This window comes from Ensifer sp. KUDG1 (assembly GCF_050434285.1).
Lineage (GTDB): Bacteria > Pseudomonadota > Alphaproteobacteria > Rhizobiales > Rhizobiaceae > Ensifer.
This window is the reverse complement of the sequence record NZ_JBNDIG010000004.1, coordinates 193,712-216,841: the sequence shown is the minus strand read 5'-3', so window position 1 is coordinate 216,841 and position 23,130 is coordinate 193,712. Positions and strand designations below refer to the sequence as shown.

The 23,130-nt window shown below is 61.6% G+C and carries 17 protein-coding genes; 13 read left to right on the top strand and 4 right to left on the bottom strand.

The genetic code is table 11. The features are described 5' to 3' along the window. Positions 1-6: 6 nt before the first annotated feature. Complete coding sequence (locus M2267_RS13525; RefSeq protein ID WP_043619395.1) at positions 7-558, bottom strand: MaoC family dehydratase; 552 nt, start codon at positions 556-558, stop codon at positions 7-9. 297 nt (positions 559-855) lie between these two features. On the opposite strand from M2267_RS13525, the gene M2267_RS13520 reads away from it, so the two are divergent. The 3 genes from M2267_RS13520 to M2267_RS13510 all read left to right on the top strand — a co-directional run bounded on the left by M2267_RS13520 (position 856) and on the right by M2267_RS13510 (position 4,237). Beyond that, positions 856-1,836, top strand: a complete 981-nt coding sequence (locus M2267_RS13520; protein ID WP_429114975.1) for a sugar-binding transcriptional regulator — start codon at positions 856-858, stop codon at positions 1,834-1,836. A 57-nt stretch (positions 1,837-1,893) separates the two neighbouring features. Next, positions 1,894-3,948 carry a bifunctional aldolase/short-chain dehydrogenase gene (locus M2267_RS13515; protein WP_429114974.1) on the top strand — a complete coding sequence of 685 codons (2,055 nt, stop codon included), beginning with the start codon at positions 1,894-1,896 and terminating at the stop codon, positions 3,946-3,948. Positions 3,949-4,018: 70 nt separating this feature from the next. Beyond that, positions 4,019-4,237 carry a hypothetical protein gene (locus tag M2267_RS13510; protein ID WP_043619404.1) on the top strand — a complete coding sequence of 73 codons (219 nt, stop codon included), beginning with the start codon at positions 4,019-4,021 and terminating at the stop codon, positions 4,235-4,237. Between the two features lie 68 nt (positions 4,238-4,305). Here M2267_RS13510 and M2267_RS13505 read toward each other — a convergent pair whose 3' ends face one another. The 3 genes from M2267_RS13505 to M2267_RS13495 are packed head-to-tail and all read right to left on the bottom strand — an operon-like array spanning position 4,306 to position 7,964. After that, the gene (locus M2267_RS13505) at positions 4,306-5,349 is read right to left on the bottom strand and encodes a substrate-binding domain-containing protein (RefSeq protein WP_043619406.1); all 1,044 of its coding nucleotides are present in this window, start codon (positions 5,347-5,349) and stop codon (positions 4,306-4,308) included. Positions 5,350-5,400: 51 nt separating this feature from the next. Beyond that, entirely contained in the window at positions 5,401-6,450 is a 1,050-nt protein-coding gene (locus tag M2267_RS13500; protein ID WP_429114973.1) for an ABC transporter permease, read from the bottom strand. After that, positions 6,447-7,964, bottom strand: a complete 1,518-nt coding sequence (locus M2267_RS13495) for a sugar ABC transporter ATP-binding protein (RefSeq protein WP_429114972.1) — start codon at positions 7,962-7,964, stop codon at positions 6,447-6,449. The genes M2267_RS13500 and M2267_RS13495 overlap by 4 nt, the downstream gene beginning before the upstream one ends. Before the next feature lie 147 nt (positions 7,965-8,111). On the opposite strand from M2267_RS13495, the gene mtnK reads away from it, so the two are divergent. From mtnK to M2267_RS13445, 10 genes are all read left to right on the top strand, one after another. Beyond that, a complete protein-coding gene (gene mtnK / locus M2267_RS13490; RefSeq protein ID WP_429114971.1) occupies positions 8,112-9,383 on the top strand; it encodes an S-methyl-5-thioribose kinase in 1,272 nt (423 codons plus the stop codon). After that, complete coding sequence (mtnA, locus tag M2267_RS13485; RefSeq protein WP_429114970.1) at positions 9,380-10,474, top strand: S-methyl-5-thioribose-1-phosphate isomerase; 1,095 nt, start codon at positions 9,380-9,382, stop codon at positions 10,472-10,474. The genes mtnK and mtnA overlap by 4 nt, the downstream gene beginning before the upstream one ends. Positions 10,475-10,478: 4 nt before the next feature. Beyond that, positions 10,479-11,414 (top strand): transketolase, encoded by a 936-nt coding sequence (locus M2267_RS13480; RefSeq protein ID WP_429114969.1) that lies wholly within the window; start codon positions 10,479-10,481, stop codon positions 11,412-11,414. Positions 11,415-11,416: 2 nt separating this feature from the next. Beyond that, complete coding sequence (locus tag M2267_RS13475; RefSeq protein WP_429114968.1) at positions 11,417-12,418, top strand: transketolase family protein; 1,002 nt, start codon at positions 11,417-11,419, stop codon at positions 12,416-12,418. Further along, a complete protein-coding gene (locus M2267_RS13470; RefSeq protein WP_429114967.1) occupies positions 12,418-13,536 on the top strand; it encodes a RuBisCO large subunit C-terminal-like domain-containing protein in 1,119 nt (372 codons plus the stop codon). Before M2267_RS13475 ends, M2267_RS13470 begins: the two co-directional genes overlap by 1 nt. Positions 13,537-14,236: 700 nt before the next feature. Continuing rightward, positions 14,237-15,037, top strand: coding sequence for a COG4705 family protein (locus M2267_RS13465; RefSeq protein WP_429114966.1), 801 nt, complete (start codon positions 14,237-14,239; stop codon positions 15,035-15,037). A 469-nt stretch (positions 15,038-15,506) separates the two neighbouring features. Then, positions 15,507-16,730, top strand: a complete 1,224-nt coding sequence (gene repA / locus M2267_RS13460; RefSeq protein WP_043619426.1) for a plasmid partitioning protein RepA — start codon at positions 15,507-15,509, stop codon at positions 16,728-16,730. Beyond that, positions 16,727-17,761, top strand: a complete 1,035-nt coding sequence (repB, locus tag M2267_RS13455; protein ID WP_429114965.1) for a plasmid partitioning protein RepB — start codon at positions 16,727-16,729, stop codon at positions 17,759-17,761. Before repA ends, repB begins: the two co-directional genes overlap by 4 nt. A gap of 198 nt (positions 17,762-17,959) precedes the next feature. Next, positions 17,960-19,171, top strand: coding sequence for a plasmid replication protein RepC (gene repC, locus M2267_RS13450; RefSeq protein WP_429114964.1), 1,212 nt, complete (start codon positions 17,960-17,962; stop codon positions 19,169-19,171). Positions 19,172-20,057: 886 nt separating this feature from the next. Then, positions 20,058-20,819, top strand: a complete 762-nt coding sequence (locus M2267_RS13445; RefSeq protein WP_429114963.1) for a hypothetical protein — start codon at positions 20,058-20,060, stop codon at positions 20,817-20,819. Positions 20,820-23,130 lie beyond the last annotated feature (2,311 nt).

The following is a 23,130-nucleotide window of genomic DNA, read 5'->3' as shown; positions in this document are numbered from 1 at the left end:
GGTATCTTACTTCTCGGTCTTGCCGACGAAGTCGGCGGGGTTCTTGTATTTCACGGTCTGCAGGTGCTCGCAGTAGAGCACCAGCTCCCCTTCGCCCTTGAAGACCTGGTAGCTGGCCCGGATAAGCCCGAGCTCCTTGTAGCGGGGCGTTTTGTCCATGTTGGTGCGGATCGTGTAGATCGTGTCGCCGATGAAGACCGGCTTGATGAAGCGCAGCTTGTCGTAGCCGTAGGAAAAGGCGTTGACGCAGTTGGTGGCGACCAGCCCGAGGCCTGCGGAAAAGACGAAAGCGCCGGCAACGAGACGCCTGCCGAAGATGCCCTCGCGCTCTGCAAACATCTGATCCTGCACGTAAGGATGGATGTCGACGACCAGCGTATTGAAGAGGTGGCTGTCACCTTCGGCAATCGTACGCCGCAAGGACCTTATACGCTGGCCGACCGGCCAATCCTCGTAAAACCAGTTTTCCGCGTTCCACACGGGAAGTGCTGCGTGCTCTTGCGGCATGTCCGCGGGATGGGTCGAGGACACCCCGACGGTGGGCATGAAGTCATCCATTGTTCAGTCCCTGATGCAATCGGTCGGCAATAGCGGGCCCGTTGTCTGGCTTGCGAGCGCAAGGTCGCTCGATCTCCATTCGGACCCTTATATGAATAGTATGTTCACATATGGATTCCGTTTGCAACCGGCTGCTGGCGGCAGCCGCGTTCGCGGCTCCGCGTGGCACATTCAGGATCATCATTCAGAAGAGAGATGCAGTCGCTGTCGCGTCAACGGACGCGACAATCGTCAATGACGTTGACTTTTGTCAGTATAGATGAAATATGTCAGATCCATCTTGCGAAGGTTCCGCCAATGCCCATCCGAGCCACAGACCAGATCATTCACAAGGCCGCCTGGCTCTATTATACGCACGGCCTGCGCCAGGACGAAGTGGCGCAGCGGCTGGAGATATCCCGCGCCTCGATCGCCATGTATCTGCGCAAGGCCCGCGAGATGGGCATCGTCACGATCACCACCTCGACAGAGCTGTTTTCGCAGGACGTGCTTGCCCGCGAGCTCGAAGACGCTACCGGGCTGACGACCGCGTGGCTCGTGCCGGAAGACCGGCAGGCCATGGACCCGGCCGCCGAAATGCCCGTCGTCGCGGCGTCCGTCTTTCTCGAACTGATCAACAAGGGAGACCGGATCGGCGTTGCCTGGGGGCGCACCGTCTATCATATCGCCGACGTCATGCCCTTTGCGGACCTGCGCGGCGTTACGGTCGTGCAGCTCTGCGGCAATCTCGGCGCGCCCTATTCCTACCGCCCGGATCAATGCACGACGGAAATCGCCCGCCGTCTGAATGCCGAAGGCATCAATTTCTATGCGCCGCTCGTGCTTTCCTCCGAACGGCTGGCCGAAGAGCTGCGCGGCGAACCCGTCATCAAGGAGCAACTCGCCACCATCTCCGACTGCGGCCTGGCGCTCTATTCGGTCGGCGGCATCGAGGATGACAGCCACCTTGTCAAGTGCGGGGCGCTCTCGGCTGCGGACATGCATGCCATGGGTGAAAAGGGCGCGGCCGGCGTCATTGCCGGACAGCTCATTGACCGCGATGGCCAATGGATGGATTGCGAGCACAATCGCCGCTGCATTTCGGCCGATCTTGGATCCATCCGCACGATCAAGAAGCGCGTGCTGGTCGTCCAGGAGGACAGCAAGTTCGAGCCGCTGATGGCGGCCTTGAAGGGCGGTTTCGCCTCGCATCTCGTCATCACCGAGTCGATGGCACGCAAGGTCCTGGATCGCTGGAACCGCGAAGGGCTTGGCAAGAGCGGCTCAGGCGCCCCCTGAGCCTCGAATTTGGGTCCGCCGATACCGGCCGGGCCGGTTTATCGGGAGGCTGAACTTATGGAAAATCTCTGGCGCGACGACGAGGCGGAGAAGGTCGTTGCGGGCTATCAGGCGGAGGGCATCGGCCGCGATCTGGCGCTGCGGACCTATACGACGCGGCTGCTTGGCGGCGAGCCGCGGCTCGTGCTGCATGGCGGCGGCAATACTTCAGTGAAAACCGAAATCACCGACCTTGTCGGCGACACGCATGCCGTGCTCTGCGTCAAGGGCAGTGGTTGGGACATGGGCACGATCGAGCCCGCCGGCCTGCCAGCCGTCAAAATCGCCCCCTTGCTCAAGAGCCGCAAGCTCGAAAAGCTGTCGGACGAGGACATGGTGACTTTGCTGCGCGCCAACCTCATCGACCCGGCCTCGCCGAACCCGTCGGTGGAGGCGCTGCTTCACGCCTTCCTGCCGCACAAGTTCGTCGACCATACCCATTCGACCGCCATTCTTGCCATCGCCGACCAGGCCAAGAGCCGGGAGATGTGCGCCGAGCTTTTCGGCAGGAAAATGGGTTTCGTGCCCTACATCATGCCGGGCTTCGCGCTGGCGAAGGCTGCGGCGGACGTGTTCGACCAGGATCCGACGGTCGAAGGGCTGATCCTCGACAAGCACGGAATCTTCACCTTCGCCGACACGGCCAAGGAAGCTTATGCGCGGATGATCCACTATGTCACGCTCGCCGAAGAGCATGTGAAGGCCAACGGGCACAATCCATTGACGCCGGCCGCCCTGCCCACTGCGCTTGCAAGCCCAGCCGATATCGCGCCGATGCTGCGCGGTGCCGTTGCCGTCGACAAGGGCGAGGGCCGTTTTGACCGCATGGTCAGCGTGTTCCGCACCTCGCCCGCTATCCTCGACTTCGTCAACGCGCAACAGGTTGAGGAGATGGCCGCCAGGGGCGTTTCGACGCCCGATCTTTCCATCCGCATCAAGACCGGGCCGATGGTGCTTCCGGCGCCGGCTCAAGATGATCTCTCGGGCTACCGGGCCGTGATCGACGCCCGTGTCGCCACCTTTGCTGCAGACTACACCGGGTACTTCCACACCAACGACGCACGCGACGACGTCAAGCGCATCATGCTCGATCCCATGCCGCGCCTGACGCTGGTGCCGGGGCTTGGCATGTTCGGCCACGGCCGCACGTACAAGGACGCGACGATCGCCGTTGATGTCGGCGAGATGTGGATCGAGGCTGCGCGCGACGCCGAATCCGTCGGCCGTTTCGAGCCGGTCAGCCGGCCGGATCTCTTCGACCTCGAATACTGGTCGCTGGAACAGGCGAAGCTCGCCGGCGCCAAGCCGAAGCCGTTTACCGGTCAGGTCGCGCTCGTCACCGGCGGCGCCGGCGCCATCGGTGCGGCGATCGTCAAGGCCTTCGTCGCCGAGGGCGCCCATGCCGTCGTGCTCGATCTCGACGGCGACAAGGCGGCAGCCGTGGCAAAGGCGGCGGGCAACAACGCGATCGGCATCGCCTGCGACATCACCGACCCGGCATCCGTTCGCGCCGCTTTCGACCAGGTGGTCGCGACATTCGGCGGCGTCGATATCGTCGTTTCCAATGCGGGTGCCGCCTGGGAAAGTCCGATTGCGACCATGGACGATGCCCTGCTGCGCCGCAGCTTCGAACTCAACTTCTTCGCCCATCAGACGGTGGCGCAGAATGCCGTGCGCATCATGAAGGAGCAGAAGACTGGCGGCGTGCTGCTGTTCAACGCCTCCAAGCAGGCTGTCAATCCGGGCGCCAAGTTCGGCGCTTACGGATTGCCGAAGGCAGCGACCTTGTTCCTGTCGCGTCAGTATGCGCTCGAACACGGCGCTGATCATATCCGCGTCAATGCCGTCAACGCCGACCGCATCCGCTCGGGCCTGCTCAACGACGAGATGATCGCCAATCGCGCAGCCGCCCGCGGCCTTTCGGTCAAGGACTATATGGGCGGAAACCTGCTCGGTCTCGAAGTGACGGCCGAGGACGTGGCGCGCGCGTTCGTGCACCACGCGCTTGCTGAACGCACAACCGCTGATGTCACGACCGTCGACGGCGGCAATATCGCGGCCGCGATGCGCTGATCCCTTCCACCCAAGGGTGAAAGCGTGCCACCATGTCGTCTCCCGCTAGAGTTGTTCGGATGGAGACGAAATGGTCGATCCCTGGCCTGCAGATGCCGCTTTTCAAATGGGTGATTATGCCGCCAAGAAAGGCCGCGCCTCCTGGCGCGGCACGATCGTCGGCTGGTACCGGACAGACCTGACCAAACTCGGCTATGCGATCGAGAGCTACTTCGAGCCCGGCTCGGTGCAGATCTATCCGGAGACGGCGATCGAGGCGTGGGCGCCGCCGGCGTCAAACGCCGACTGAAGCAAAGCCGGAAACAAAAAGGGGCGGCCCGATGGACCGCCCCTTTTTAGTGTTTATCGATCAAGAGATCAGGGCTTCGGCATCCATGCCGGCATGGCGACATCCGCATGGGCGAACTGCGGCAGCTTCACGCCGAGCTCTTCCATGTTCTTGATGTCCTGGTCGTTCAGGTCCTTCTGGGTGATCAGCGTCGGCGGCACGACGACCTGGCGGCCCGGGTCTTCGCCGGCGAGCAGCATGGCGAGCGAGCGGACCGAGACCTGGCCGACGACGGCCGGGTTGGTGGCGGCCGTTGCCGTCCAGGCCGAGCCCGCTTCACGCATGGCGGCGATGTCGGACGTCGAGATGTCCGCCGAGTAGATCTTGACGCTGGACGACAGGCCCGCTTCGTCTACGGCGATCTTCACACCCTTGGCAAACTCGTCATAGGGCGCGAACATCACGGTAATATCGGGTTTGGCCGAAATCACCGCGCGGGCCTGGTTGGCGACCGAGTTGGCGATCGGATTGTCCATGGTTCCGAACTGGGCGGCTTCCTCGATGCCGGAATACTTCGCCTTGAATTCCTTCCAGGTCTCGTCGCGGCGGTCGAGCGGCGCGATACCGGCGACATAGACGTAGCCAGCCTTGAAGCTCTCGCCATTGTCCTTGACCGCCTGCTCGAGCGCGAGGCGCGCGAGGTCGCGGTCGGACTGCTCGATCTGCGGGATCTTCTCGTTTTCGACGTTGACGTCGAAGGCCACGACCTTGATGCCGGCGTCGACCGCGCGTTGGGCGGCTTCCTTCATCGATTCCGTCAGGCCGTGCTGGATGATGATGCCCTGCACGCCAAGTGCGATCGCCTGGTCGACCATGTCGGCCTGGAGCGCTGCATCCTGGCGGCTGTCGAAGACCTGAAGCTGTACGCCGAGCGCCTTGGACTGCGCCTCGACGCCGGCGAGATAGGACTGGAAGAAGTCGCCGGTCGAAAGGTAGCGCACGAGCGCGATCTTGACGTCGCCGGCCTTGTCGAACGGCTTCGGCATGTCGGCGGCAAAGGACGGCACGCCGAAGGCGGCGGCCCCCATCAACCCGAGCGTCAAGCGGCCCAGGCTTCTGCGAGTCATGTTCATGTCAGTCTCCTCCACTGGTGAACTTTTTGTTTTCCGCTGAAGGGAGCCCCGTCAGCGTTTGCCTCTTTTCGAGAGCGCAAAGGTGAAGATCAGGGCAGCGACGAGCACGGCGCCCTTGATGAAATCCTGGGTGTAATAGGGTGCGTTCATCATCGTCAGGCCCTGGAGCAGGATGCCGACGAAGAGCGCGCCGATCGCCGTGCCGAACGCGTTCGGCTTGGCGGCGCCGAGCACGGCGAAACCGATCAGCGCGGCGGCAACCGCATCGAGCAGTAGGTTGTTGCCCGACGCGATGTCGCCGCGGCCAAGGCGGGCGGCAAGCAGGATGCCGCCGATCGAAGCGAAGACGCCGGAGATGATGTAGGCGGAAATCTTGTAGGCATTGACCGGTGCACCGGCGAGGCCGGCTGCCCGTTCGTTGGAGCCGACGGCATACATCATGCGGCCGAAGCGGGTGTATTCGAGGAAGAACCAGGTCAGGATCGCAAGCACGATCAGCACCACCACCGAAACCGGCACGAGATTGGGCAGGATGAAATCGAAACGATGGCGGCCCAGCGCCAGGAAGGCCGGGCTGAAGGTGCCTTCGGCGACCGAACCGTCGGGAAGCGTCATGCCTGTTGCAATCGACCGGCCCTCAGTCGGGATGCGCTGGAGGCCGAGCAAGAGGAACATCATGCCGAGCGTCGCCAGCAGATCCGGCACGCGCATATAGACGATGATGACGCCGTTGACGAAACCGACCAGCACGCCGATGGCAAGGCATACGAGCGTTGCCGTCAGTGCGTCGCCGCCCATCACCACCATCACATAGGACGAGGCCATCATCGCCGTCGTCGCGACCGAGCCGATCGAAAGATCGAAGCCGCCGACGACCAGCGTGGCCGTCACGCCCAGCGCAAGGATGCCGGTTATCGACACCGATTGCAGGATGAAGACGGCGCTCTGCGGCGAGGCGAAGCCGCCGGTCACGAGCGAGAAATAAAGGACCATCCCGGCGAGAAGCACGAGGAAGCCGTATTTGATCGCCGCCTCGCGAATTCCCGATGCGCTCGAAGGGACCGCGACCGGTGCTGCGGAATTGCTCTGTTCACTGCTCATGACGCATGGACCTGTTGATAGAATTGACCGGCGATTTCCGACAGGAGCCGCTCGACATCGATGTCGGCATTGCGGTGCTCGCCGACGATGGTCTGTTCCGACATCACAAGGATGCGGTCGGCGACTTCGAAGGCTTCGTCGAGTTCGGTCAGGAAGAGGATCGTGGCGCGGCCCGCGGCCGAGGCCCGCAGCTTCTCGCCGATGTCGCGGCGTGCGGCGATGTCGACGCCCTGGAAGGGTTCGTCGAGGATGAGCAGGCGCGACGGCTCGGAAAGCCAGCGCCCGACCATCACCTTTTGCTGGTTCCCGCCCGAAAGCGTCTGCAACTCGTCGCGCTCGCTGCGGCAGACGACGCCAAGCGCCGCGATCTGCTGGCGTGCCTTGGTCTTTTCCGCCCGCCGGCTCGATATGCCGAAGCGCGAGAGCCGGCTAAGGAACGGCAGGCTGATGTTTTCGTAGATGTTGAAGTCGGGAACGATGCCGCTTTCGGCGCGGTCCTTGGCGACAAGAAAGACGCCGCCGGCGATCGCCCGGCCCGTGCTTCCCGGCGCATAGCGCGCGCCGTCGAGCATCATCTCACCGGCGAACGGCGCGCGTGCGCCAAACAGGGTCTCGGCGAGCGCCGTCTTGCCGACGCCCACAAGCCCGGTGACGGCGACGATTTCTCCGTCGCGGAGGGTGAAATCGAAAGGGCGCGCCTGTTCCGATAGCTTCAGGCCGCGGACGGCAAAGACCGGAGCGCCGCCGTCGCGAAGATCGACGGCCCCTGCCGAGACCTTGCGACCGAGCATGGCGTTGACGGCGCCCTCATAGTCCAGTTCCGGCCCTTCGAAGCGGCCACTGATGCGACCATCGCGAAGCGCCACGATGCTGTCGGCCAGCCGCCGGATGTCCGACATGCGGTGGGATATATAGAGAATGGCGACACCGCGCGCCTTCAGCCGGTCGACGAGATCGAAAAGCCGGTCTGCCTCCGCGCTCGACAGCGACGATGTCGGCTCGTCGAGGATCAACACCTTCGGCTCGTGCGCCATGGCACGGGCGATCGCCACCATCTGCCGGTCGGCAAGCGTCAAGTCGTTGATATTGGCGGTAAGATCGATCGCAAGCCCCATGCGCGACGCGACCGCGGCAGCCTCGCGACGCACCCGGCGCGGGTTGAAGAACAGACGCGCACCGCGCCCGTTCAAGCGATCGAGCGTCAGATTGGTGGCGACGTCGAGATCGGCGACCACGCCGTCATTGATGTTCTGATGCACGGTGACGACGCCGGCGCGGATCGCTTCGGCCGGGGTCGTCGGCTCAAAAGCCATTCCGGCGAGCGTGATCGTGCCGGCGTCGCGCGTGTAAACGCCGCTCAGGATCCGCACGAGCGTGGATTTGCCGGCACCGTTGGCGCCCATCAGAACGGTAACCGCCCCAGCCTTGAGATCGAGATCCACCCCTCGAAGAACCGGTACCGGCCCAAAGGATTTGCGCACGCCCTCAATGCGAAACACTGCCTGTTCGCTCATTCTCTCCTCCCGATGAAGGCAGGTTAGGATAGCCATCCGTCAAATGTCAAGGCCATTGACATTTGCTAGAATGCCGCCTTAGTTGTGACCACACACGGCATGGCTGCGAGCGGTGGAGGCCCGCGCCATGCGTTGGAGGAGAACGATATGGACAAGCAGGTCTTCGAGGCGCTGAGCGCTGCGACGTTGCCGGAAAAACTCGGTGGCAACGCCGTCCTGAGAGAAAAGATCGGGCCGGACTTTTCGCGCTGGAGCGTCAAGGAAGTCGGCGATGGCAACCTGAACCTGGTCTTCATCGTCACCGGAGACAAGGGTGCTGCCATCGTCAAGCAGGCGCTGCCCTATGTGCGCCTTGTCGGCGAAAGCTGGCCGCTGCCGCTGAAGCGCTCCTATTTCGAATATCATGCCCTCAAGCGCCAGGCCGCGCGCGATCCCGGGCTCGTGCCCGAAATCTATTTCTTCGACGAATCCCAGGCGCTCATCGTCATGGAATTCCTGACGCCGCACGTGATTTTGAGGCGTGCGCTGATCGACGGGCGGCAGCTCCCGAAGATCGGGCGTGACCTTGGCCTCTTCGTCGCCCGTACGCTCTTTCGCGGCTCCGACCTCTCCATGGCCACGCGCGAGAAGAAGGCGGACCTTGCGCTTTTCGCCGACAATATCGAGCTTTGCGACATCACCGAAAACCTGGTGTTCTCCGATCCCTATTTCGAGGCAGAGCTCAACCGCCACACCACGCCGCAGCTCGATCCTATTGTGGCCGAGCTTCGCGCCGACCGCGACCTCAAGGTCGAAGCGCAACGGCTGAAGCATCTTTTCTCCGCCAAGGCGGAGACGCTGTGCCATGGTGACCTCCATACCGGGTCCGTGATGGTGACGGACGACGAGACCCGTGTCATCGACCCGGAGTTCGCGTTCTACGGACCGATCAGCTTCGACGTCGGCATGCTGCTTGCCAATTTCTGGATGAGCTATTTTTCGCAGAGCGGCCACGAAAACGCGCCCGGCGCCCGCGACGGCATGCGTAGCTATCTGCTCGATACGGTCGAAGTCATCTGGGAAACCTTCCGTACCGAATTCGCCCATCTCTGGCGCACCGAGCGTAACGGTATTCTCTATCAGGCAAGCCTCTTTGAGGCGCGCAACGACCCGTTCGGCGCCGAACAGGCGCTCGACATCGTCATCGACGAGATCTGGCGCGAGATGCTGGGCTTTGCCGGCGTCGAGATGCACCGCCGTATCCTGGGGCTCGCCCACAACGCCGACTTCGAAACCATCGTCGACCCCGATCGCCGCGCTGCCTGCGAAACCAGGGCGCTGAAGCTCGGGCGTCACCTTGCCGTCAACCGGCACCATATCCACAGCCTCAAGGACATCCGCGCACTCGCGGAGCGCCTTCAGAAGGAGACATCAGCGTGAAAGTCGGAGAACGCCACTACCATACGATCTGGCTCAACGAGGACGGCCGTTCCGTCGACATCATCGACCAGCGCTGGCTGCCGCATGAGTTCCGTGTCGTGACACTGAAGACGGTCGCCGATGTGGCCGTCGCCATCCGCGACATGTGGGTGCGCGGCGCACCGCTGATCGGCGTCACCGCCGCCTACGGTATCGCCATTGCGATGGCCAAGGATCCGTCGAACGCCCATCTCGACGCAGTCTGGGAGGAGCTCAACGAAACACGCCCGACCGCGATCAACCTGCGCTGGGCGCTGAACGCCATGCGCGACCATCTGCGCCCCTTGCCGGAAGGCGAGCGTGCCAAGGCGGCCTATGATCGCGCCACCGAGATCGCGGCCGAAGATGTTGACCTCAATCGCGCCATCGGTGCGAACGGCCTGAAGGTTATCCGCGAGATTGCTGCGAAGAAGGCGCCGGGTGAACCCGTGCGCATCCTCACCCATTGCAATGCCGGCTGGCTTGCGACCGTCGACTATGGCACGGCGACTGCACCCATCTACATGGCTGTCGAGGAAGGCATTCCGGTGCATGTCTATGTCGACGAAACGCGCCCGCGCAATCAGGGCGCCTATCTCACCGCCTGGGAAATGAACGGCCACGGCGTGCCGCACACGCTGATCGTCGACAATGCCGGCGGGCACCTGATGCAGCACGGCGATGTCGATATGGTCATTGTCGGCACGGACCGGACGACGGCCAATGGCGATGTCTGCAACAAGATCGGCACCTATCTGAAGGCGCTAGCTGCGCGCGACAATGGCGTCCCCTTCTATGTCGCCCTCCCCTCGCCGACGATCGACTGGACGGTCCGCGACGGGATCAAGGAAATCCCGATCGAGGAGCGAACCGCCGACGAGGTGAGTTTCGTCCAGGGGCGCGCCAGCGACGGCTCGATTGCCAGCGTGCGCATCTCGCCGGAGGGCAGCCCCGCAGCCAATCCGGCCTTCGACGTCACGCCCGCCCGCCTCATCACCGGCCTGATCACCGAGCGCGGCATCGCAACGCCGTCGCCCGAGGGCCTCAAGGCGCTTTTCCCAGAACGGAGCTGAGACGATGACACTCACGAACCGGGTTTCAACGGAAGAGATCGCGCTCGGCATCCGCCGGCGCGTGTTCTTCCACACGATGAAGAACAATGGCGGTTATCTCAGCCAAGCCTGCTCGGCGGCCGAGAGCCTAGCGCTGCTCTATAACGAGCTGCTGACGCTCGGCGAACCCACCTTGCCGAAGGTGCCGCTGCCGTTTCGCGGCGTTCCTTCGGCGCACAATCCGGACGCCTTTACCGGTGCCGGCTATCACGGACCGGTCGGGCCGGCGTTCGACCGCTTCTTCATCTCGCCCGCCCACTATGCGCTCGTCATCTATTCGGCGCTGATCGAGATGGGGCGGATGGACGAGCACGCGCTCGACCATTTCAACAAGGATGGCGGTTCGGTCGAGATGATCGGCGCCGAGCACAGCCCCGGCATGGAAGTGACCACGGGCTCGCTGGCGCAGGGGCTCTCCATGGCCTCCGGCGTCGCCTGGGCGCGGTTGCAGAAGAAGGAGCCGGGCAAGGTCTGGGTCTACATGTCGGACGGCGAGTTCCAGGAAGGCCAGACCTGGGAATGCCTTGGGGCGATGAGCCACCACGGCATCGACAACATCCGCGTCGTCGTCGACGTGAACCGCCAGCAATGCGACGGCGCAATGTCGTCGGTGCTCGACCTTGGCGATCTTGCAGCCCGCGTCAGCGCCTTCGGCGTCACCTGCCGGTCGGTGGACGGTCATGATCTCGACGCGCTCAGGGCTGCGGCCGGAAGCGCGGAACCCGGCAAGCCGCTGGTGATCCTCGCCAACACCTCGCCCTACCAGGGCATGGAGTTCCTCAAAAAGCGTTTCCCGCGACTTCATTACGTTCGCTTCAAGAGCGCGGAAGAACGGCTTGAAATGCAGGCCGCACTTGCGGCCGAACTCGGCGTCGACGTCGAAGCTATGAAAGGGGCCTGAACATGGTCGAGATCGTCAATCGTCCCTACGCCAAGGCATTCGAGACCTTCGCCACGGCGCGACCCGAAGTCCTCTGCCTTTCCGCCGACCTGACCTCGTCCTGTGAGGTCGACGGCTTCCGCGACCGTCATCCGCAGCAGTTCCTCTCGCTCGGAATGGCCGAGCAGAATATGTTGTCCTTTGCCGGCGGGCTGGCGATGGAAGGTTACCGGCCGTTCATTCACACCTTCTCAGTCTTCCTCTATCGCCGCCCCTACGACCAGCTGATCAACTCGATCGCCTATTCCAATCGCAAGGTGCGACTGATGGGCTTCCTGCCCGGTATCACCACGCCCGGCGGCATCACCCACCAGGCGATCGAGGACGTTGCCGTACTGCGCGCTGTACCGAACATGACGATCCTCGAGACCGGTGATGCGACCGAGGTGGAGACCGTGCTCGAAGTGGCCGACAGCATCGATGGCCCCGTCTATGTGCGCGTGCTTCGCGGCGAGGTCCCGCGTCTCTTCTCCACGCCTTTCGCGTTCAACAAGCTGCGGGTTCTGTCCGAGGGCGACGACATTCTCGTCGTTTCCTCAGGCGTCTGCACCGAGGAAGCACTGCGCGCCACCCAACCGCTTCAGGCACGCGGCATCGGCATCACCCATCTGCACGCCTCGACCCTGAAACCCTTCGATCGCGAAGGCCTTTTGAAGGCCGCGCGTGGCAAGAAGGGCGTCGTCACGCTGGAAAACCACACCATCGTCGGTGGCCTCGGCTCGCTCGTTGCGGAAATTCTGGCCGAAGAAGGCCTCGGCGTCCGCCTGAAGCGGCTCGGCCTCAACGACACCTTCGCCCATGGTGCGTCCAAGCCCTACCTCATGAAAAAGTATGGCCTGGACGCCGGCGCGCTCGTTGGCGCCATCAGCGAGTTGGTCGGCAAGCCGCTGGAGATCGGCGAGGACGAATTGACGGAGGTCCGCATCGACCACGTTCATTCGGCCCAGAAGGCGGAGGCGCTCTAGTGGCTCCGCGTTTCACGGTCACCTACTACGTGCGCGCCGCTGACGCCGAGGAGGCTAAGGCGCGGGCGCTCGACATCGCGCTGGAGCAGACCGTCGAAATTCCGCGTAGCGCTGTTCCCAAAGGCTATGTCGAGGATGAGATCCTCGGCAAGCTGGAGGACCTGAAGCCGGATCCGGCCGACCGGCCGGGCTTTGTCGCCACGATCTCCTATTCCGACGACGATGTCGGCGGCGACTTTCTGCAGCTCTTGAACGTCATCTTCGGCAACAGCTCCATCAAGCCCGGCCTGAAGGTCGAGGATATCGGTCTTTCGCCGGGTATCCTTGCGCTTTGCGCAGGACCGAAGCACGGTATTGCCGGGCTTCGTGCCCGCGCAGGCGTGGGCGAAAGCCCTCTCTTGATGTCGGCGATCAAGCCCGTCGGGCTTTCGACATCCGAACTTGCGCGCCGTGCCCATGATTTCGCGCTTGGCGGCATGCACTTCGTCAAGGACGACCACGGTCTCGTCGATCAGGTGACGTCGCCTTTTGCCGAACGCCTGAAGGCGTGCATCGCGGCCGTCGGCGAGGCCAATGCCAAAACCGGTGGCAACACGAGCTTCGTGCCGAATGTGACCGGGCCGGCTTCAGCCGTGCTTGACCGGGCGAAGGAAGCGCAGGCAGCCGGTGCCGGTGCGGTGATGCTGGCCCCGGCTTTGACCGGTTATGATGTCGTCCGCACGCTTGCAACCGACCCGGATTTCACCTTGCCGATCGTTTCGCACCCGGCCTTCTCGGGCGCAAATGTGGTCTCTTCCGATTGCGGCTTCTCGCACCGGTCCTTCTTCGGCACGCTGCATCGGCTGATGGGGGCAGACGCGGTGATCTATCCGAACTTCGGAGGCCGCTTCGGTTTCACGCGAGAGGAATGCCTGTCGATCGCTCGGGCCTGCGCGGCCGACATGGGCGGGCCGAGGGCTATCGTTGCCGCGCCCGGTGGCGGCATGACCTTCGAGCGGGTTCCCGAGATGCGCGAAGCCTACGGCAACGACGTCATGTACCTGATCGGCGGCGCCCTGCTTCAAGAGCCGAACCTCGTGGACGCTTGCCGCCGCCTGGTCGCCGCGGTCCATAGCTAGGCGAACGCGGCATAGATCGAGCCCGAGAGGTCGCGCGGGGACGGCGCGGCCCAAGATCGCTCACAGCCGAAAGGACCGCCCTCTCTGTTGGGCCACAAGTGGTTAGCGCATGGCCGTGGCCAGGAGCCAGACATCCAGCCAGCCTGCATCCGGTGTCTCATAGCTATCGGTATGCGCTTGGTCGCCGAGTGCTGGCGTTTCACGGCCGTATCTCGGTCGAAGTAAGGGATCGCGTGATCTCCTTTGTGATGGATGCGGCGCGGGTGCCACAGGTGGGCGCTGCCGAGCCGCAATTTACCTCGTTGCGCCCGAGTGGCTTTCTTGATCTGGCCAGCCGTCGCTGCTGCGGTACGCCCTTCCCTCTCAATACATGCGCTGCCACCCCAAGACGTGTTCGCACATTCGCCATGGCGCAGACCATCAGGGCGTTGCGACGTGCCGGTCGGACGGCTGAATGTGATCGGGCATCTCAGGCGTCGTTCCATTACGAATCCGTAAGTTCTGCGTAAAGCCACCGTGAGAATCGGTGCTCAGTATCCGGCGCGGCAGGCCATCCGCCCGCTTCGGCCCGAGAACCGCGGGGCCTGAGGGTTCAGTCGCATCCAACCCGGATGCGAAGACCTCGGCGTCCCGGAGATCACCTCTCTCGCCGATCACCCCACTTCGAGACGGTCAACCATTTTTCCCGATAGGAAGCATCATGGTTTCAAAATCCGCATCTGAGCTTTCCGGCAAAACGCCCACGGCCGCGCCACTTACCAAGGTCGCCGCAGTGACGCTGGCCTTTTGGATCATGAAGATCCTCGCCACCACCCTTGGAGAGACCGCAGGCGACTTCATCTCCATGACACTCAATCTCGGCTATTATGTCGGGTTCGGCATCACATTTGCAGCGTTGCTGGTCATCCTCGTCGCGCAGATCTCCGCGCGGAAATTCTATTCGCCGCTGTTCTGGCTGGCGATCGTCGCGACCACCACGGCCGGCACGGAAATATCCGATATGATGGATCGGTCCTTCGGCCTCGGCTACCTCTCGGGGTCGATCATCCTGACGCTCGGGCTCGCAATATCGCTCGGTGTTTGGTATTTGCGGGACGCCAAGCTTGGTGTCGTGCACGTCAACCGCCGGGATACCGAGACCCTCTTCTGGATTGCGGTCGTCTTCTCAAACAGCCTTGGGACGGCCTTCGGTGATTTTCTCACCGACAACATGGACCTAAGCTATGTTCAAGGTGCGATCGTTACGGCCGGGATCATCGGTCTCGTTGTCGCGCTCCACTACATGACCAAGATCAGCGATGTCTTGCTGTTCTGGATCGCCTTCGTCTTCACGCGGCCCTTCGGAGCGACATTCGGCGATTTTCTGACCAAGCCCATCGAAAAGGGCGGATTGAACCTGCCGCGGGACAACGCTTCGCTGGTCACGCTTGGCCTCCTGGTCATTGTCCTGATGCTGTCCATGTGGAAGCAGCGATCAAAGATGGTCGCCCAGCCGGCGTAGTGCCTCGACAATCCAACGGATGTCTGCTGCGCAGGCGCATTTCGCCTGCGCAGTTTCGTCTTGGCTGAAGGCGACCGTTCACGCAGCAGGGGGAAATGCCGGGCCAACCAAGGATGATGAGACACTGACTGGGCGGACTGTCGGCATCTGCGCGTAAACCGTACGTCTGCAGATGATTCGCGGCGGGCGGGTCGGTGCCGGTTCATGAGTCTAGGCCCAATGCTCGCGCAATCGCCTTTCGGTTGTGGGTCTGCGCGAACAAAGGTGTGCGCAAACTCATCGCCTGGCAGCCCATTTCGTCCAGGAAAGCCCAACGATTCCAATTGGGTGACGGGATTCCGGCGGGCAAGCTTCACAATCAGCCTTGAGGCTTTGTTAACCCTATTGTTCTGGACGGTCCGGGAGAATCGTGTTTTATCTTTGGCGGGCAATGGCCGGTAAACCGACTTTCGGCCGCCAAGAGGGAAAAATGGCGATAGCTAGACCTGCAGAAACTGACGTTCAACTCAAGGAAGACGCTGCCGCCAAGATATTGCGGCACGCCGGTCTTTTGTCGAGCCAGTTGCAGCAACTGCGAACGCGCATGTATCCGCCGAAGTCCGAGAAGACCTTGAGGTCGTTTCTGACGAACGAAGTTTCGAAGCTGACATCCATACCAGATTCGACGCTGAAGCTGATGTCGTCCGAAGGGCGCGGGCCCAAGCCGAGCCGCCTAGAGAACAATCACCGGGTCTACACGCTCGCGCAGATCAACGAGCTTCGGGAGCTGTTTGCAAAGCAGAAGCCTTCCGAGGCGCTCCGCTTCCTGCCTCGCCGCCGCCCGGGCGAACATCTTCAGGTCCTTGCGATCGCCAACTTCAAGGGCGGTAGTGCCAAGACGACCACATGTGTCCATCTTGCGCATTATCTGGCGCTGAATGGTTATCGCGTACTCGCGCTCGATCTCGATCCGCAGGCATCGCTCTCGGCACTGTTTGGCGCGCAGCCGGAACTCGATGTCGGCGCCAACGAAACGATTTACGCGGCGCTTCGCTACGACGATGCCGAGCGCCGGCCGATCCGCGACATCATCCGCAAGACCTACTTCGAAGGCGTCGATCTCGTACCGGGCAACCTCGAAGTCATGGAATACGAGCACGAGACGCCGCGTGTGCTCGCAAGCAAATCAAGCTCCGGCGCCATCTTCTTCGAGCGCTTGAAACTCGCACTTTCCGAGGTGGAAGACGACTACGACGTCGTCCTTCTGGATACGCCTCCTTCCCTCGGCTTCCTGACGCTGAGCGCGATCTACGCCGCCACGAGCATGATCATCACCGTTCACCCGGCGATGCTCGACGTTGCATCGATGAGCCAGTTCCTCTTGATGATGGGCGACCTGATCGGCGTGTTGAACGACAACGGCGCTCAGCTCGACCAGGATTTCATTCGTTACCTCGTGACGCGGCACGATCCGAACGACGCACCTCAGTCGCAGGTCGTGGCAATGTTGCGCCATCTCTTCGGTTCGGACGTGCTCCTGCCGACCGCGATCGAAAGCACGGCAGTCGAGGCGGCGGGCCTGGCGAAACGGTCGATCTATGAGCTCGAAATGGGCCAGATCGGCCGCGACACGCACAAGCGGGCCCGTGAGGCTGTCGATGGCGTGAACGAGGCCATCATTCGTTTGATCAACTCGAGCTGGGGACGTGAATGAGCAAGAACGCCCGCAAATCGATCGTCGCCAGCTTCGGCCTGCTTTCGGCCGAACTTGAAAGCAACCTTGCTGCGAAAGAGCAATCGACGACGCCCACTCCTCCTGCCGCTCCCAATCGGGTCGGCGCCGGTGTGGTCGGTGCCGCGCATCGAGCGATCGACGACATACGGGCCGAGCGCGATCGGCTGAAGGCACTGGTCGAGTCGGGTGGCGGCGCGATCCGAGAGCTTGATCCTTCACTGGTCGACCCCTCTCCCTATCCGGACAGGCTGCCGGACGATGACGGGGCGGACTTCGAAGCCTTCAAGCGCTCGATCGATGCAGAAGGACAGAAGGTTCCGGTCCAGGTTCGCAAACACCCCTCGTCGGCGGGACGCTACCAGATCATTTACGGCCACCGGCGGTGGCTTGCCGCAAAACAACTTGGCAAGCCCGTTCGCGCGATCGAAGTCGAAATATCGGATCTGGACCTGGTCGTTGCTCAGGGCGTTGAGAATGCAAGCCGGCAAGATCTCACCTGGATCGAACGCGCCTTGTTCGCATCGCGCATGGACGACGCCGGTATCAAGCCGCGCGACATAAAGGCGGCACTGTCGATCGACGACCCGGAGCTCGCCAAGATGCGCAGCGTTTACCGCGTGGTCCCGACCGACGTGATCGAGGCCATTGGTCGCTCGCCAAAGATTGGCCGGCCGCGCTGGCTCGAATTCGCCAAGACGATCGCTGACCATCCGGAATCCGTTGCGGCCGCTCGACAGATCTTGTCTGAGGCGCGCGACGCTTCGCCGTTGTCCGATCAACGCTTCCAGCGTGCGTTCGAAACCATAAAACCCGCGAACGCGGTACGCCAGGACGGCACGGACTTGTCCGATGCGTCCGGCAACAAGCTGGGTTCCTGGAAGCTTTCGGCCAAGGAGGTGCGGATATCAGCCGACGGGCCTCTCGGCGTGGAATTCGTCAAATTCGTCGGGGAGGAACTGCCAGCGCTCGTTGCGCGGTTCTCTCGCGACCGCAAGGATCAAGGCCTCTGACAACGGTCGGAGATGCAATCGGATACGTGAACACGAAAGGACTGCTGCAAAAGAAAAAGGCCCCCAAACGTTGCCGTCGTGGAAGCCTCTCTCATATCTGGACAATCTGAGAATCGCATTTCCACGAATCCCCGTCAAGAGACTTTGGCACCTAATTTGGTGAGCGGATTTCTTTTGCCTTCTGAAGGGTGAGGGAAAATGCAGAGTGGAAATGTGACGACGCCCTTTGGGCGGCGGCCGATGACGCTTGCGCTGGTGAGGCGACAAGTAGCATCCGTCGAGATCACGCCGAACAAGTCGGCGGATAAGTGGAAGGTCTTTCGCGACGCCTGTGAGGCGCGGCCGCTTCTCGGCCTGCAGGACAGAGCACTGGCCGTCCTTGATGCGCTGTTGAGCTTCTATCCCGAGACCGACCTTCGCCAGGGTAAATCCCTGATCGTCTTTCCGTCGAATACTCAGCTTTCGATTCGGGCGCATGGCATCGCCGGCGCAACTTTGCGTCGCCACCTGGCAGCACTCGTCGATGCCGGGCTTATCGTTCGCAAGGATAGCGCGAATGGCAAGCGTTACGTTCGCAAGGACAGGTCCGGGGAAGTCGAAGACGCGTTCGGTTTTGATCTCGCGCCTCTGCTCGCGCGCTCGGAGGAACTTGCTCAAATGGCCCAACAGGTCGCAGCGGAACGGACGCTCTTTCGCCGCACCAAGGAGGCCCTCACGATCAGGCGCCGAGACGCACGTAAGCTCATTTCTGCCGCTATAGAGGAGGGGGCGAGCGGCGATTGGGGGAAGATCGAGGCCGTTTACCTGGCCCTCGTAGCGCGTATGCCGCGCTCTCCATCCATCCATGACCTCAAGGCGCTGCTCGAAGAAATGGAACTGCTGTGCGCCGAGATCGTCAATCAATTGGAAGATCAGCAAAATTCTCAAAATATGAGCAGCAATGATGCTCGTTTTGAGCGTCATATACAGAATTCAAATCCCGAATCCCCCAATGAATTTGAACCAAGCTCTCGAAAGGAGCTGGGGGCGAAGCCTGAGCCAGAAAAGCGGCCGACAGCAGAGCCGCTTAAGGCGTTCCCATTGGCGATGGTTTTGCGGGCCTGCCCTGAGATCGGGCTTTACGGGCAGAGCGGCGAGATATCGAACTGGCGCGACTTCATGGCGGCCGCCGTGGTCGTTCGCTCGATGCTGGGCATCAGCCCGAGTGCCTATCAGGATGCCTGTGATGTGATGGGGCCCGAAAATGCAGCTGTGGCGCTCGCCTGCATGCTGGAAAGAGCTGGGCACATCAATTCTGCGGGCGGTTATCTCCGCGATCTGACCTCGAAGGCGCGGCGCGGTGAGTTCTCGCTCGGTCCGATGTTGATGGCGCTCTTGCGCGGGGCCGGCGGGATGCGGAATGCAGGGTAGAGTTCCAACGCGTGGTCGCCGCCTTGCGACGAAAGCGATTTTGCAAGCATCGGGCGGGTGACATCAATGGGCGACCAGGCGGGAAAGCTGTCAAAGCGGTAACGCATCTGAAGCGGCGATGATCCGCTGCCGTGTAACTGTTTCGCGACCGGTGCTGGGAGGAGCATCGCCAAACCCGCGGGATGATGCCGGCTCTACTTGAGCAGGAAGCCGGCGGTCGCCGAAATTACCCAGGGGCCCTGTCGTTCACATACAGGTTTCATTTTCGGATGGTGTCTTGCTGGCGAGTTGCCGACGGATCCAAGTCCCCTCCCCTCTTGTCGAGGCGGCACTGAACTACATTCCAACTTAAGCCAGCACCGCAGCCAGCCTTGGTCATGCCGGCGTCCGGTCTACAGTTCTCCAGCCGTACGGAATTTTCCGTCATCTGCGTTTCGTGGCAGATTGAGCAAGATCACTTGGGGATGCAGTTAAGCTTCCATCCGACTTTCGGTAGAATGCCGCAAACCTGACGCCAGAACCTGGCGTCGTCGAACCTAGGTGGCGCGATCACATCTGTAGCCGCCGTAGCGATCAGGCCACATTCGGCCCCGAGAGAATGTGGCCGTCTAACTTAGAGGTCGGGCAAAGATGGTTGGCACAGTGGGTTGATCCTCGAACGCGCAACTCCGGAGATGTCGTTTTGACAGGGAGGTAATTGTCGTCATGTCGCGCGAATGCGGGGAAGCCTTCGCTGATGGGAGTTTTCAAGGGCCGCCGGAACGCGGCTTGTCTGTTCTCGGATTTTGATCGACAGAAACTGCGGTGTATCGTCTGTCGTGTCTACTCGACAGACGAGCGCAAAACGGACAGGTCGGGCGTTCACCATTCAGTTCAACAGGTACCCATGACAGAGAGCCTTTCACAATCCGAAATCCCGATACATTCGGATGAAGAAAAGGCCTGGCTTTGCGCGGCCAACAATGCCGATCTCTATCAGGCGGTGTTTCGAGCACATGGACGGCTTGATCTCCGAACCGGAACGTTTTGGTCCAGCGATGCGATCGCCCCTCCATACTATTCGAACATGACGACGCTCGACCCGAACGGTGTTGCGGACCAGTTCGTCGAGATCGACCGGCTGACGGATAGGTTGGGACGGCGGCCCAGTCTTAAAGACGGATTTTCGACGCTGGATCTGACCGGCAAGGGATTCCGGCTGTTGTTTACGGCGTCATGGGTTTGGGCCGAACCTTGCGGAACGCCCGCTTGCTCGACCCACGGCTGGGAACGCGTGCGTGACGCGACGGCATTGAACTGCTGGGAACGCGCCTGGAAAGAGGCCGGCAGCCCCTCCGATGCCAAGGTCTTTCCACCCTCTCTGCTCTCCGAGCCCGACCTGCATATCTATGGCCGATCGACGGGGCATGGCTTCGATGCCGGCTGCATCGTAAACCGGTCCGCTCAAACGGTAGGGGTCTCGAACATCTTTAGTCTGTTTGATACCCCGCCCGCGTTTCGGGATGCTGTTTTGCTCGCCGGTAACGCCTTTTCCACGGATCTGCCACTTGTTGGATACGATCACGGCATTGCATTGGATGAGCTGTTAAAGCTTGGTTTCAAACCGGTCGGTCAGTTGCGAGTCTGGCTGCCTGAAGCGGATACCTAGGAGCTATCCCAGATCGTTCTCAGACAGCGCTGGCAAACTGCGGGCCCAACGCAACGCTTTTCAAGATGGTTGAGCTCGGGAAGTCCGACCACGTCCTAGCTCGCGGCATCGGTTTTGGATGATTGGCATCGGCGACCGCGATCGGCGCCGATCGCGGGTATCGTTCTCGTCGTGCCTTCCCCCTGGCGGAAAGTGTGATTGGCTTACCGCCTTCGCCTATCCGACAGAGGACCGCGGAAACGTGACACTGTCCGGTCGCTGCAACATGGGCGACCGCTCCTGCCGCGAACTTGTCTTGGAAATTCAACAAGCGAAGTTGGAAACGGATGACGAGCGGACTTCGGTGAAGCCTGCAATTGCACGGGCTGACGAGATATCAAGTGCTCGGTCGCTTGCCGGCTGGCGGAAACCCCACTTGTAACGAAGCCACCATTCAGACATCACCCGGTGCCTTGCACCCAATGCTCAATCGCTCGAACCGGAGCACTGTCCCGTACTCTGCAACCTGGTGACAATTGACGTCAGTGGGGCGCCATATCGAAGCGTATTGGACCTAACAGCGCTCGCCAATTGGGCTGAAATTTGCATGGTCGGAAATCCAGCATTCTCGCTCTTCGAGCGCCGCGAGTGAATTCTCCCGCACGCCTGAGATCGTTACACGAAAGAGACGGTGGCAAGCGATGCAGTTTAGACGTGCGGCGTGGTCGACGGAAACGCCGCTCTCCTGGTTCGGATTGAACGCTCAGAATCTCGGTAAGTGCTCGTCGGCGCAAAAGGGGGGGCGACGCGCCGCGCGTTTGGCGCGTTTCAAGCGATAGTTCCGGGCATTTGCGGCTTTTGTGATGCCGACGGATGAGCGGGGAAACGGCCCGCGCGGCCACCAGAACAGCAACCGGTTTGAAGCGAGCGGAATCAGGAGCGCAATTACCACTCAGGTTCGGATGTCGATGCGCTCGAAAGTTATGCACTTATTAACTATATGATATAATGGCAATTATTACAGAAGCGGAAGCTAACTGCCGGAAGACTTCTGCCATCGAACCCTGCATTCTGTAGCACCATTGACGATCTCTATCGGCTGAGCAATGCGATTTGATCGCCAAAGAGCCGGTCGAACCCGAGCTGGGCGTCTCACGTCTTGTGGTTCTGGAAACTGAAGGCTGGAGAACTGAGAGATCCGACCTCTTTGACGTCGGACAGTTAGCATCTGCTACATTCCTGCGTATATCGCGCGAGCGCCCTCCCCTTCTCCGACCGTCATCTCTTCCGGCGATGACCTGGCTAATCATGAGGCTGGACTGGCTGCGTTCAATAGCAAAGTGGGTCGCCTTCGGCAGAAGCTTCGTGAACTCCGCTTCTCCCTTAGCGTTTCGCAAGCGGTCAACCAGGCGCAGAGAACTACCCCCTGCCCTTTTGTCTGCACCACTGTTCGACAAGTCGGACTGGAGGATCCAATTACTCGGCTCAGGGCTCCGCATCCCTCGCTCGGACGTTGGCGACGACAACGACTTGTCGCCAGCGCGATCAGAAGTCGAACTTCACGAACTAGCCGCACTGATCTTTCAGCGCTGGTATTCGGCAACGTAACCATTGGGTTGGGCGGCGTTGGCGCGGGCTCGATCGTGTCTGCTTGCATCTCGACGTTCCTGCGCAAGAGGTCGCGACGGCGTACAAGTTGATCTGATTGATCTGTTGTTTATCTCGCGCAGGCCAACACCGGGCTTCGCGCCGAAGATCTCGAACGAAACTGCTTACGGACTCCACGCCGCAATGCCTGTCGCTGAATGGTGTCAAAGATCGCGCAACGAAAGCGACGGCCAGCAAGCCAAGCGATCGTTGGCACCCACAAGATTGGTTGAGGTCATCGAAAGAGGTTGAATGCGGTGCGCAAGGTTTGGGTTTCGCGTCGAGGGCATTTTCCAAACAAGGCGCTGGATAGACGAGGGAGTGGGCCTTGCGTGCGTTGGATGCAGCGAAGGGATAGCAGCGGCGGGACTTGAGGATCGTAGCACTCGAAGACCATCCACCCGTAGGTGTCGGGTCACGAGGGCTGGCCGCAAGAACAGACGTCAGGATTGAACCGGGTGACGCGGCAGTGCACGACGGCCTTGGCAACTTAGGTACCGAAAGTCGTAAGTGGCAGCTGCGGGATTGAACCTGGCAATTACCAAGGCGCGCCGATTGCCGGACCAATTTCTTGGGAGTCTCTGACGGGACTTTGGTTTTGCCGGTGCTGTCGGGATCTTGCAAGCGTTAGGCGGCTCCCCGCCCCTGCATCCCGATGGATGCTGTCGCGATCTGTGCGCATGAG